The organism is Flavobacterium sp. (assembly GCF_036405015.1).
Taxonomy (GTDB): domain Bacteria; phylum Bacteroidota; class Bacteroidia; order Flavobacteriales; family Flavobacteriaceae; genus Flavobacterium.
Window position 1 is genome coordinate 42,248 of the sequence record NZ_DASWYK010000235.1, and the last position, 13,223, is coordinate 55,470.

Below are 13,223 nucleotides of genomic sequence, written 5' to 3' on the forward strand. Positions count from 1 at the left end.
CGAATCTCACGAAAATGATTCAAAACTTGTCGGGTTAGCCAGCCAGATTACAACCATCTTTAGGACTTACAAATTACTCCTAATAGTTTTTTAAAGCGTTAAATAACCAAGTCAACATTTTTTCGCCTTATCATATTGTCAATCCTCTTAAAACATTCTTTTAAGATTCTCCATAAAATTTGTGAATTTATATATTAGCTTAATGCGATAACTGAATCGAGTTTTTATATTTTTTTGCATCAATCCCCAACAGGACATCTAAACCAAATTAACTAAGCCAATGAAAGACAGCTACTAAATATAGTATGCCAATTTCTTTAAATCTTCCATAAATTGTGTGGGATTTTGTACCGTTGATCACTTAAGGAGACAACTAGCAAATAGTTGTCTCTTTTTTTATGCCCTAATGTGTAGATTTTTCAAGCCTTCACAGCCTAATATTTGTGGTTCGATTTTTTCACAAGAAATTCTTAGTCTGTTTGGAATAAACAGTCTTAAAGTGGTGCTATTAGAGATTTAATCGAAGCTGAACGATGGTTCGAAATCCCGTTAAGGATATAGGATTTTTTCTATTGGTTTGTCCAAATATAAATAATCTATGAATTCTATTTTTCTATTTAGTATATTTAATACTTACATCTTCAATCTTTCCATTAAAATTAAAAGGTGCTTTATCAAAATAAGATTCTGATACTGGAGATCCTAAATCTGTTCCAACATCCATACAGTCATTTGCCGTAAAGCCCAGATTAATCAATATAGGCACATTTCCTGATGCGTATTTTTTTCCATTTACAGAAATATTTACACTTCCCGATTTCAAATGAGGATATTGATTATGCTTTGCGGTTTTTAGATCTATTACTATTTTGTTTTTTCCTTCCTCAAGTTTTAAAGTTCCGCTAATAATCGTTCTTTTAATTTCCATCATATTATATTCATAATAAAGAATACCATCTTTTACATAACAGCTTATTCCACCAGAAAAGCTTCCTAAAGCCAATAGTACGCCATTTGCATTTTTTGGAAAATCAGCTTCGATTACAATACTATTGCTTATTGTTCCGATTTTTGGAGCGATAGATTCAGGAAGTCTTGTCATTGTACCTGAAAAGTTAAATTCTGTTGCGGGATTGAGCGGCATGTCTTCAGGATGCAAAACCAAATACAAACCTCCGCCAATTGGAAGATTATTGTTTTTAGTAGATTCTATTAAAAAAAGCTCTTTTAGACTTGCCAGTTTCTCAGGATTTTTTGATGACAGATCAACGGCTTGAGAAAAATCTTCATTTAGATTATAAAGCTCCCATGTGTCTTTATCCGGTGTCCATTTATCAATTCCAGGCGTAATAGTTGCCCAAGGAATTCGCGGACCAAAAGCCGACGCAATCCATCCATCATGATAGATAGAGCGGCTTCCCATAATATCAAAAAACTGGGTACGCTTCTGATCTGGTGCTTTAGCATCATTAAATGAATATAACATACTTATACCATCAAATGGATCTTGCGCAAATCCATTAACAATTTCAGGTTTTTTAATGCCGGCCGCCTCATAAATTGTCGGCACGATATCATTAACATGATGAAACTGGGAATGTGGCGTTTTATCTATTTTAATTTTCTTTGGCCATGATACCGCTAGCGGCTGTCGTGTTCCTCCAAAATAAGCCCCTAGTAATTTCGTTCCTTTATAAGGCGTTGAACCCGCCCATGCCCAGCCTGCATGATACATGTTATCTGTTTTGGGCGAACCAAGCACATCTAATCCTCCCAGTTCATTTAATGTTTTGATATGCTCCTCTATTGTTGAAGGTATCTGATTCTGGGTCAGAAGCTCGCTTATAGATCCATTGATTCCCTCAGAACTTGAACCGTTATCTCCCCAGATGTAAAAAATTAATGTATTGTCTTTAAGTCCCAATTTATCAAGCATATCAATAACCCTCCCTACATCATAATCTGCCTGTTCTGCAAAACCAGCATACACTTCCATTAATTTTCTCTGAAAAGGCTTTTCAGATTCTGGAATATCATTCCAAGCCGTTAATTTATCAGGTCGTGCCGTCAGCTTTGTATTGGTTGGAATCCATCCCAGCTTTTTCTGTTTTTCAAAAACACGTTCTCGATATTTGTCCCAGCCGTCATCAAATTTTCCTTTATATTTATCAATCCATTGCTTCGGCACCTGATGCGGACCATGAGCTGCTCCTGGAGCCCAATAAATAAAAAAAGGCTTGTCTGGATGGACGGCCTGATGCGTTTCAAGCCACTCAATGGCATTATCCGCTAAATCGTCTGACAGACTATAGCCCTCTTCAGCTGTCTTTGGAGTTTTGACATAAGTAGTATTCTTAACTAAAGTCGGTTCATATTGAGAAGCCTCTCCTGCAAGAAACCCATAAAAATATTCAAAGCCATAGCCTGTAGGCCAATTGTCATAAGGACCTGCCTGACTGGTTTCTCTATTGGGTGTATTATGCCATTTGCCAAAAGCAGCAGTACTGTAGCCATATTGTTTTAAAACTTCGGCCGCCGTTGCTGAAGTTTTTGGTATTAAACCGCTGAAACCATCCCAGTCGTTTGCCAGCTCCGTTATCTGTCCATTGCCAACCCTCGTATGATTTCTTCCTGTAAGCAATGAAGCTCTGGTTGGCGAACACATGGCAGTAGAATGAAATCGATTGTATGAAATACCTGTACCTGCAACTTTCGAAAGCGTAGGCGTATGAACCTCTCCTCCATATGTATCAGGAAGTCCTGGACCGGCATCATCTATTAAAACAATTAAAATATTGGGCGCATCTTTGGAAAGACGAGGCTTCACTTCTCTGTTCTTATAAACAGATTCACTAATTGTTCTTCCAGCCTCACTAGCAGAAGGTGCAGGCGGAAATGGCAGTATTTCCTGAGAGAAGACAGGCAAAATATTCAGCAGAAATACACTTAAAAAGAATCCATATTTACTTTTCATAATCTTAGCAATTGAATTAAAAAAATTAATCATTTTATTTAATCTTGAGTCCAAAACCAAAATTAACTATTTAGTTTAAAGCAAATTAAAAAACAATGTTGCATATTACAATATGAAACAAAGTTGGAGAGTTATGTCTATTTTTACCACAAAAAGCTAAGGCAAATTTGCCGATAATCGACCATCAAAAATTTTATGGCAGAATTGTGGCCAAGATATTTCGAAGGATAAAAATCTAGAAAAATCAAAAGTTAAGAACTAAGTAAAGAAAGATTTAGATAGCTATAAAATTTTAAATATCATTAATATAAATATGGGTGCAGAATCGGTGCACTAAAAATTAGCATTAACTTAAAACACTGTTATAAAACTATTCTGAGGTATAAGTTCGAAACATTACTACATCAAAAATGTTATAAAAATCATTAATCTGAGTTTTGTGGCAGAATCGTGGCACTTCCAATTTTGGAAAAATATTAAGCCTCTAAAATCTTATCCTGCCGCATTAAGGTTCGAATTAAAGAGCGATCCTATCTATAGAATTTTCATACCCAGAAATGAAAACATAATACCCGTCAACGATTTTTATTGATGGTACTTTTGCCTGCATCCATATGGATTTAAAACCACAGATGCATTCAAAACAATTCCATAAAACAATAAAACTCCTGACATGAAACCATTCAAGTATCTGGTGCTTCTATTTCTGAAGGCACTCCTATTATCGCCTTACGCTCTTCGGGCCCAAGATCCCAAACTCCCTGCCGTCAATCTGGGATTGGTCAACATGCAGGACGGCAATCCTCCCGGCCCCGGCATTTATTTTCAGCAGGCGATCCAGTCCTATTCTTCACAAGATCAATTTGATTCCAATGGAAATGCAGTATCAGGTTCCGGCGGAATAAATTCCCTTGTGGCGCTTTCACAGATCATACACCTGACGCAGTTAAAAATTCTGAACGGCAATTTTGGCTACACGGTAATTATGCCCCTTGTAAAAATAAATGGCACAGCCGATAATGTGGATTTGGCCTTCAATCCAAATCCCGTCGGAGATATCACAGCAGGACCGATGATCCAATGGTCTGACAGGCATTTGGCCGGAATGAAGCTCTCCCATAGGCTTGAAGCAGATATGACTCTCCCGACAGGTTCCTACAGCCCAGCTTACCAGATTAATCCAAGCTCCCATTTCTATACCTTTTCGCTTCATCACGCCTTTACCCTATTTCCCGCCCATCGCTTTTCAATCAGCATGAGGAACCATATTCATTACAATTCAAGCGAGATCGGCACCGCAGTTAGAGCAGGGATGTTTTACCATAACAATTATTCTTTTGAATATGCCGTAAGCAGGTCATTTCGTGTAGAAGTAGCGGGATATTACCTAAAGCAGTTGGAACAGGACACTTTCAAAGGAGATCATAATTATTACAAAGGTAACTATGGGATTTCAGACACCAGAGAACAGATTTTCGCAATTGGAGCCGGCCTGGGTTATGTAACACCAAATGGGAACATTCCTTGAAATAAAAGGCGTTCAGGAAAGTATGGCAAAAAATAGGACAGAAGGCCTGCGGGCTACACTCTTAATAAATTTTAAACTAGACTGACAACTCCCGGCATAGAATAGATCTTAAAAATAACAATATTCATAATCTTAAATAAATAGCATTGAAGAAAATTATCATTTTACCGGCACGCATTTTATTTGCGTTACAATTCTTAACAGCAATGGATACTTTGTTTGGAAACAAAGCAGTACAGGGCGCAGCTGCCTCCGGATTTCCATTCCCGGAACTTACTGCAAAAATTGCCGCCCTTACAGCTTTGTCTGGGTCTGTAAGCATAATACTTGGCTATAAGGCGAAAATCGGCGGTCTTCTAATTGCTGCGTTTCTTATTCCCGTCACATTTTCAATGCATGCCTACTGGAACATTGACGAGCCTGCAATGAGAATCCAGCAGTCAATATCATTCTATAAAAATATAAATGCAATTGGAGGCGCGATGATAATTTCGTATTTTGGCTCTGGTCCCTTTAGCATCGACTCGATGCTTAAAAAAAACAGAAGCTGAAGCATAAAAATTATTGGATTATCGTATAAATAAAACTTACTATTATGGACAAAATAAAAATTGGAAATACAGATTTCAATGTCAGCCGCATTAATCTTGGAGGAAACGTTTTTGGATGGACATTGAATGAAAAAGATTCTTTTCATATTTTGGATAATTTCGCCGATAGAGGAGGAAATTTCATTGACACTGCTGATGTTTATTCTTCCTGGGCGGAAGGAAACAAAGGAGGAGAATCCGAAATTATTATTGGCAAATGGCTAAAGGAACGAAGTAATGCCGACAATATCGTTGTTGCAACAAAGGTCGGATGGGATTTTGGAGACGGACGAAAAGGTCTACGTCCTGAGTATATCCGAAAAGCTGCCGAGGACTCTCTAAAAAGGTTGCAGGTCGACAGCATAGACCTATATTATACCCACATTGATGATCCCACTATCCCGATAGAAGACTATTTGGGCACTTATGCCGATCTGATTGCAGAGGGGAAAATACGCCACATCGCAGCATCCAATGTTCCGCAGGAACGCCTTAGAAAATCACTTGAATTGGGATTAAGCGGCGCTTATCCCCTGTATCAGGCTCTCCAGCCTCACTATAACTTAATTGAAAGAGCTGACTACGAAAAACAGTATAGCTCATTGGTGGACCAGTACAATCTTTCAGTATTTCCATACTGGTCGCTTGCGGCCGGCTTTCTGACAGGCAAATACCGCTCGGAAGCTGACCTTGGCAAAAGCGTTCGAGGCGGATCGCTTCAAAAATATCTTGATAATAAAGGGCTTTCTGTGCTCTCTGCTCTTGATGAAATTTCTCAAAAGCATGGAACAGCTCAAGCTTCCGTAGCTTTGGCGTGGCTTCTGTCAAAACCTCATATTGACGCTCCAATAGCTAGCGCTACAAGCATCAGCCAGCTGGATACATTATTTGCAGCCGCCAACCTTAAGCTGGATAATGATGACATTTCACTTTTGGATGAATCATCACTTTAGCCATACAAGAATCAAAACAAGCAGTATGAAGAGGCATTTTTCTTTTTATACTGCTTTATCTTAAAAAAAACAGCATAATATGCATCCAGAAGGCGAAAAAAATCTGAAAAAGATTCTGAAAAACCTAAATCCCGTTCTAAACGAAGGAGAATATGTTTACTGTCAGACTGGTCAGTTAAATAGTATCCCTTTATCTGATGTATTATTTTTTTTCAGAGAGAATGAAGCATTTACAATAGTCATGAAAAAGGAAGATGCCGAAAGACACAGCCTAAATTTTCAATACACTGCCGCATGGATTACTTTTGAAGTCCAGTCCTCTCTTGACGCAGTTGGAATGACCGCGGCATTTTCAAACGCATTAGGAAATGATGGCATAAGCTGTAATGTGGTTGCCGCCTACTACCATGACCATATATTTGTCGATTTGAAAGATGCCAAGCAAGCACTAAGGGTTCTTAAAAGCTTCCAATCCTGATAAAAAATCTACAGAAAACAATTATACCTAAATCTAAAACAATAATACTCAACATTCCGTTGCAGACACTCTAAATTTGCTAAAGAATTTCAAAGGTATCTTCTCACACTTTAAAACCGATGGACGAGAAATACATTTAACTGAACATTCAATTTATTGCAGAGATGCATATTTAAGTATTAATCATAACTTTTAGATTTAGAAATCATGGATAGAAAAGAATTTCTTAAAACAGGGCTGCTAGGTACAGTAGCAGCAGTTGGAACAGTTACAGCATTAAATGCTGCCGGAAACAAATTAGCGGTGAAAGGTGCTAAATTATCTGCTGAGGGCGGGACAAAACCATCAGATTTAAAAAACGCATCAGCAATAGAATCTGAGGGCATTGAGCTGCTTCCAGCCTATTTTACAATTTCCGGGGACATTCACCCATTTGGACCTACTGAAGTGAGCCCTTTCGACTTCAAAGACAGAGTGCAGGCCGCAGCTAAAGCTGGATACAAAGGTTTTGGCCTTATCCGAGATGACATCTTGCATTATGAAAAGACAATCGGGCTTAAAGAAATGAAAAGAATTTTAGACGCTCATGGCATTACTAAGGTTGAATTTGAATTCTTGGGAGGCTGGTTCTCTAAAGGAAAAGAAAGAAAATTTTCGGATCAGTACAAAAAAGACCTTCTAAGAGCTGCTGACGTTTTAAAACCGGTAAATATCAAGATTGCGCCCCAGCTCCACGTAGATGAAAGCAATAACGACATTCCTCTTATGGTTAGCGAATTTAAAAAGCTTGCGCAGGAAGCCGCAGACCATGGCACAAACATCGTTCTGGAAATAATGCCATTCAGCAATGTCCAAACAATTGATACTGCCTTGGCGATTGTACAGGGAGCCGACCATCCAAACGGAGGACTGCTATTAGACATCTGGCACTTGACAAGAGGAAATATAGATTTCAGCGAGATTTCAAGAATACCGCTAAAATATATAAAATCAATTGAGCTTAATGATGCTGAAAAATATGCAGTCAGCCCTTTATGGCAGGACACAATCCACCGAAGAACGCTTCCAGGAGAGGGTGTATTTGATGTGAAAGGATTTATCAAAGCAGTTAAAGCTACAGGATATAAAGGACATTGGGGAGTTGAAGTACTTTCATCTAAACTGAGAAAAATGTCGCTTGAAGACATGGCGCAAAAAACATTCAATGCCACTATTGAGCAATTTTCATAATTAAGTTATATGACCTGCTGTCTTATCCCGCGGCAGGTCTTTAAATCAATATTTAATAAACGATGAAACATATATATAAAACATTTGGAAACCTATTTCAAATCCTGCTATTATGTGGACTTTTGATAAGCATCACAAGTGCATCTGCACAGTCTTCTAAAGCCGACACTCCGAAAGAGAAAAAACTTATAATCGCCGTCACATTTAAAGTGCCTCAGGAAAATATACAACGATTCAAAGCAGAGCTTACCAGACTCTTCAATATCATAAAAAAAGAGGAAAAGGCATTTGGAAGCTATCAGATTAGCGAAGATCTCCAGAATCCAGGAACTATTCTCTTATACGAGAACTGGAATACAGATCTGAAAACATTTGGTAAAGGGCCTTCCGGAAAACCATATTTCGAGCCATTTGTAAAGGCATTGGAGGATTTAGGCATTTCGCGTGAAGCGCATCTATACAAACCCTTGTAATTGCAAATTGATTTATCCTGGCTTTAAAGGTAAAGGCCAGGATATCTATATTTTATATAACGGCTAATTTTTAGTAAATTCGTACTATGAAACTTTTAAACCAATTCGATTCCCTGCTTATTGAAGATGTAAAGGAAGTTGCATTCAGCTGTGCGCACCACTCCCATACGTACTATGAGATTGTATACATACACAGCGGCGAGGGAATGCACTATTTTAACGAAAGCCACATACCGTACATTGCAGGAGACCTGTTTCTTGTTTCTCCCGGAGACCATCACGATTTCACTATAGAAAACCCCACGCATTTTACCTATATAAAATTCACAGAAGCGTATTTCAATTCAAAACAGCATCTTTCCCCAGACGAGTTTTATTCCAGCACTCCCGAATCGATTATGAAGCTGAGATCTCTGAAAGAAATTAAAATTGAATTCGAAGAACCCTATAGATCAATAATCCGCTCAACAATCACTAATATTGTCTATTACGGAAGCCTTAAAAAAGCTGATAATTCGCAGACTGTCTTTTATCTGATCCTAACCATTTTCGGTATGATAAAAGAAGCCATGCAAACACGAACAATCCGTCTGAATGACAATGATCCGAACACTGAGCAGATCAGTTCTTATATACATGAGCATATCTACGAAAGAGAAAAGGTAACAATAAAGACTATAGCAGAACATTTTAATATATCTCCAACTTATTTCAGCAATTTCTTTAAAAGAATCTTCGGCATCTCCTACCAGAATTATCTGGACAGCTACAGAATAAAACTGGTGGAAAAAAGAATAGAGACAGGCGGCCTTAAATTCAAACAGATTGCAGATGAGTTCGGATTTACGGACGTAAGCCATATGGCAAAATCGTTTAAGAAGCAGACTGGTATCTCTCCTACTGAATTCCGTGATTCATTAGGTACAAAATCATAGTAAGCAAAATTAGTCCTAGCGATTTGGATTTTATTATTTTGAAATGTGAAATTTTCGGAAAAATTGAACCAATTATTTCTCCAGAATCAGATAAAGAACCGCACCAAAGGCCTCACTGAGTTTTGCAAGGATTACAAATCCCGTATAATCCTTGTAGGCTCCAAGCATAATTCTACTGCAAACCATGAATCGTTTGCCTTGGAAACCAGATACTCCACTATCCGACGCTTCGTGAAAGCTTTTGTAAACTTTACGGGCATAACTCCTAAATATTTTATCGAGGAATTAAGGAAGGAAGAAAGAGGCTTTTAACTGCCTCTAACTTGTTCAATCCACTTAGACATTAGTCCATTTCCGTCCTCACCCGCATAAAATTTTCCTTTCATGCGAGTGACATGGCATTGCTGGGTTGATAATTTTATTTCTGTATCATTGTAAAAAATAAGCCTTTCCTTATGCAGTCTTTCCAAAATCTTATCTAATTCTACGCCTTTTTCTTTAACAAACTCGTTAAAGTCCCATTCTGTCCTGTCAATTTTTTCCTTTTTGATCAGAGTATTGATTAAAATAAATTCAAATTTATCTAATTCTACAGGTACCCATTTTTGCTCATGAGCCTCTAAATTTAAATCCGAATCGGACATTTCTATGTAATTGTAGCTCCATCCCATCATATTTTCTGTTTTATCAAATCTGCAGTCAATAAATCGATGAAACATTTCATAAGTCAGACCGTCATCAAAAATACTGGTGGAAGATATTCCAAATTTAAAAGAGAGTCTTGTCCAAATCAGGTCCAAAAGGTTCAATAGTGGATTTTTATCTGATGATATGTAGATGCTCCAATAGCAATGGCTGTCATGAAATGGTATTGCATTGGGCATTCCATTGCCTTTTATAAGGGAATTGTTGCCGCATATTATCATGGACGGAAAACTGCCGATTCCCAATCCCTTTCGTTCTCCTAGATTAGTTTTTTCTTCCAAAAGTTTCCAAAATGCGTTTCTCAAGGCATATTCGGTCTTGTAACCATAATAGCCGATTGAAATCCGCAAAGGAAGAAATGCCTCCATAAAAAGAACATGGTAGATGTACTGTAAGTGCTCGGGAAGCGCATCAACTACATTCCTTGCAGGAAGTTCAGTATTGGTAAGTATTTGCCACGCTGTTCGCAGCATCTGCATCGTAGATTTTTCGCCATCAAAGTCGGGATTGCTGCTGACCTCCGTTATAGTTCTCATCTTGGCGAACGAATCAATGATTTCAGTTTTATTCAGCGTCTTTTTGACTTCAAACACCGCAATTACCTTGCTGTAGTGATAGACTTTCTTATCTGTGAAAGGAATATCTTCTCCTTCGCCCACAACAAGCATGCAGTCGATTTGAGCACTTATTCCACCTGTATTATTTTTTACTTTGCCCGAGCAAACTCGCAAATCAAAACCTTTAAATATTGATTTATTCAATAACTCAGTTGTCAGCCCTTCATACATTTCCCCGATTAGTCCCGGATGCTTTACATACTCTGAGGCTTTAATAATTTCAATTCCATTCTTTTTCAGTTCTTCTAAAAATTCAGCTATATTTTGTATCATATTATTCTCACTTGATCTAATGCTATACTACCAATCCATATCCATTGACCTGTTTATTTCCTGCAGTGTATCGTCAATATATTTTTTTGTAGATTTTTCTGTCTTTGTTCTTCTTCTGCATGCAGCTACAGACTCTTTGTCAAATGCGACCGGCAGATCTCTTTTTATGTACATCATTCCAAAACCGGTATTTGAGGTTTCTAGATAGGAATCAAAATCATCAAAATGCTTGACTATATTTTCCCCCGTCATAAAACTGCTGCTAGTATCGCTGAACTTGAAATTTTGCTTAGCTTTTGTTAATGTAAATGGAATTGCACCAATACCCTCGATGTGCACATACAATGATCCACCGTTTTTGAAATAATCTCCGTGGGCTGCTGGATTTCGTATCTGCTCTTTTATTTCATCAAGAACCTCTAAATACCTAGATGCAGATCTGTTTGTTTTATATTGAAGGATAATCCTAAGCTTTGCTTTCCATGTCATACCCATAAAGTTCTCAAGTTTTACTTCTTTTAAGTTTACTTCCTTTACAAACAGCAATAAGATGGAAATGTGTTCCAGCAGGCTAAAATAGGCATCTATCATCGCTAATAAATAATAGGTCTTGGACGAGCGGTAACGGGACATTAAATTGATATGGGCGGCAAATGAATCTCCATCAGCGAAATTGGAAATACCAGAATTTTGTCTAAGTTCAATAAAAGTTTTTTCGTCCCCTATATCTCCGTTAAGTGCTTTTTCCCTGAAAAAAAGATAACGGTTGCGCATTTTGGTATACTTGCTATCAATTGTCACATTACCTTGATTTACCTTTTCATGCATAATGGGATCCACCAAGCTTTCGGCGTGAGGTATTGCCTTATGGATCAATGCCATCGCTTCCAACCCCAAGCTCTGAAAATTATCGTTCTTTTCATTCGCTGATATGCTGAAGCCAAACTTTTTATGCGCCAGGACGAATTGCGTTCCTTTATAAAATATAGGAATTTCCCATAAGACTTTTTCAAACATTCCAAGATTCGCATACCCTTTTATAGTCTGGAACATAAAAAAAACTATAAAAGGATAGCCGATCTTCAGCTCATTCGGCAGCTCTACATCATATCTCTCCAATGTTTTTGTTCCGGTATCTTCGTTTGTAAGCCAAGTATCCTGATAATCCATATTTGGTTGAAAATCTCTCAGCAGATAATCAAATGTTTTTTGGGCTTTTTCCATTCTATATGATTGGCAGGTCCGAAAGCTCACGTTCGCTTTAAAACCTTGGGTTTGGTTAAATTGTTAAAGTTGTTTAGCTACACTATTTACGGGAATGAAAGGACGTAACCAGTATTTTCCAAGAGTTAAAACTCTTCCACTAATTCAGTTTTGATTCCAGCAATTCCGTTAATTGAATTCCATTTTCAATCTCACTATCAATAAAGGCTACCAGGTCTTCCATACTCATATGCCAGTAGTTTTGGGTCAGTTTTTTTGATATTGAGATGTAAGCCTTCGTCTTGGGACGGTTGCATTTTACATAGCCAAATCTATTTTCCGAACCTAATTCAATCATTTTTGGTATGACGCCCTGAATCCAGTCCTTCCTTGAAGTCCCATATTTTTCAGCTATCACAAAAGCAAACTTTATAACATCGTTCTGCAGCTGAATCATTGTCATGTATCTTTTGCCTCCAAATAGGATATTATGTTTCAAATGAAAATCTATCAAAGCATCACCTCTTGTATCGGTAACAGAAGTGCTTACCTTGTATATGCGTTGCGATAGTGAATTTAAGAAGCTTTTCTGCAGTATAGTTTCAAGCTGGTTTTCTGCGATAAATTTTTCATACTCCGTTTTGTACAGAAAATTTGCCTTGTCAGCTTTCTTTTTCTTACCATCCAGAAAGACCATATCGTACTTTTTACTGTCGCTCTGAAAGTCTCTAAGTAGTCCCGACAATTTACCCAGATATGTAATGTATTCTGTAAGTATTACCGAATGGGGACTTGCACCTAATTTTAGTTCAAGTAATTTTTCATATATTTTGGAATAGGAAATTCTTGTCCAATTGGGATCTTTAACTGTTTCATCTATAAGACTTAGGAAGTAAAACTTTGGCTTTATTTTGTGTGTCTTCTTAAAGAGGGCAACGTAGCGTTCAAGCTGATTTGAATGCAGTGATGATTTCAGTTTGTTTTCAATGACTATTAGATTGCTGTCCGTTTCTATTAGTATATCAATTCGCTGGCTTTCCGTGAGGATGCTCTTAATTTCAGATACATCTTCCAGCGTAAAAATCGTCATCAGCAGTTCTCGTTTCTGAATTTCATCCAGGGCATTGCAGTCCGTAGAAAAAATCCATGCCAGAATCTGCGAATGGATGCGCTCCATATCTGCAATCCCTATATATTCAAAAAAAGTTTTATTCATTGGTAATTGTTTCATTTCTGGTTAAATCTTAAAATATTGCTGAACAGC

The 13,223-nt window shown here is 37.6% G+C and carries 11 protein-coding genes; 7 read left to right on the top strand and 4 right to left on the bottom strand.

The genetic code is table 11. From position 1 onward, the window contains the following. Positions 1-613: 613 nt before the first annotated feature. A complete protein-coding gene (locus VGE71_RS20410) occupies positions 614-2,974 on the bottom strand; it encodes an arylsulfatase (protein ID WP_331139950.1) in 2,361 nt (786 codons plus the stop codon). 673 nt (positions 2,975-3,647) lie between these two features. Between VGE71_RS20410 and VGE71_RS20415 the strand changes: the two genes are divergently transcribed. The 7 genes from VGE71_RS20415 to VGE71_RS20445 all read left to right on the top strand — a co-directional run bounded on the left by VGE71_RS20415 (position 3,648) and on the right by VGE71_RS20445 (position 9,161). Beyond that, positions 3,648-4,502, top strand: coding sequence for a SphA family protein (locus VGE71_RS20415; RefSeq protein WP_331139951.1), 855 nt, complete (start codon positions 3,648-3,650; stop codon positions 4,500-4,502). Positions 4,503-4,648: 146 nt separating this feature from the next. Next, positions 4,649-5,053: a DoxX family protein gene (locus VGE71_RS20420; protein WP_331139952.1), complete on the top strand. Its 405-nt coding sequence runs from the start codon at positions 4,649-4,651 to the stop codon at positions 5,051-5,053. A gap of 44 nt (positions 5,054-5,097) precedes the next feature. Continuing rightward, positions 5,098-6,045, top strand: coding sequence for an aldo/keto reductase (locus tag VGE71_RS20425; protein ID WP_331139953.1), 948 nt, complete (start codon positions 5,098-5,100; stop codon positions 6,043-6,045). 79 nt (positions 6,046-6,124) lie between these two features. Then, positions 6,125-6,523: an ACT domain-containing protein gene (locus tag VGE71_RS20430; RefSeq protein ID WP_331139954.1), complete on the top strand. Its 399-nt coding sequence runs from the start codon at positions 6,125-6,127 to the stop codon at positions 6,521-6,523. 207 nt (positions 6,524-6,730) lie between these two features. Further along, complete coding sequence (locus tag VGE71_RS20435) at positions 6,731-7,753, top strand: sugar phosphate isomerase/epimerase family protein (protein ID WP_331139955.1); 1,023 nt, start codon at positions 6,731-6,733, stop codon at positions 7,751-7,753. 62 nt (positions 7,754-7,815) lie between these two features. Then, the gene (locus VGE71_RS20440) at positions 7,816-8,226 is read left to right on the top strand and encodes a putative quinol monooxygenase (RefSeq protein ID WP_331139956.1); all 411 of its coding nucleotides are present in this window, start codon (positions 7,816-7,818) and stop codon (positions 8,224-8,226) included. A gap of 86 nt (positions 8,227-8,312) precedes the next feature. After that, positions 8,313-9,161 (top strand): AraC family transcriptional regulator, encoded by an 849-nt coding sequence (locus tag VGE71_RS20445; protein ID WP_331139957.1) that lies wholly within the window; start codon positions 8,313-8,315, stop codon positions 9,159-9,161. Positions 9,162-9,469: 308 nt separating this feature from the next. Here VGE71_RS20445 and VGE71_RS20450 read toward each other — a convergent pair whose 3' ends face one another. The 3 genes from VGE71_RS20450 to VGE71_RS20460 all read right to left on the bottom strand — a co-directional run bounded on the left by VGE71_RS20450 (position 9,470) and on the right by VGE71_RS20460 (position 13,190). Beyond that, positions 9,470-10,756, bottom strand: coding sequence for a DUF6602 domain-containing protein (locus VGE71_RS20450; protein WP_331139958.1), 1,287 nt, complete (start codon positions 10,754-10,756; stop codon positions 9,470-9,472). A gap of 27 nt (positions 10,757-10,783) precedes the next feature. Next, positions 10,784-11,980 carry a hypothetical protein gene (locus VGE71_RS20455; protein ID WP_331139959.1) on the bottom strand — a complete coding sequence of 399 codons (1,197 nt, stop codon included), beginning with the start codon at positions 11,978-11,980 and terminating at the stop codon, positions 10,784-10,786. A gap of 139 nt (positions 11,981-12,119) precedes the next feature. Beyond that, the gene (locus tag VGE71_RS20460; protein ID WP_331139960.1) at positions 12,120-13,190 is read right to left on the bottom strand and encodes a PD-(D/E)XK nuclease family protein; all 1,071 of its coding nucleotides are present in this window, start codon (positions 13,188-13,190) and stop codon (positions 12,120-12,122) included. Between the last annotated feature and the right edge of the window lie 33 nt (positions 13,191-13,223).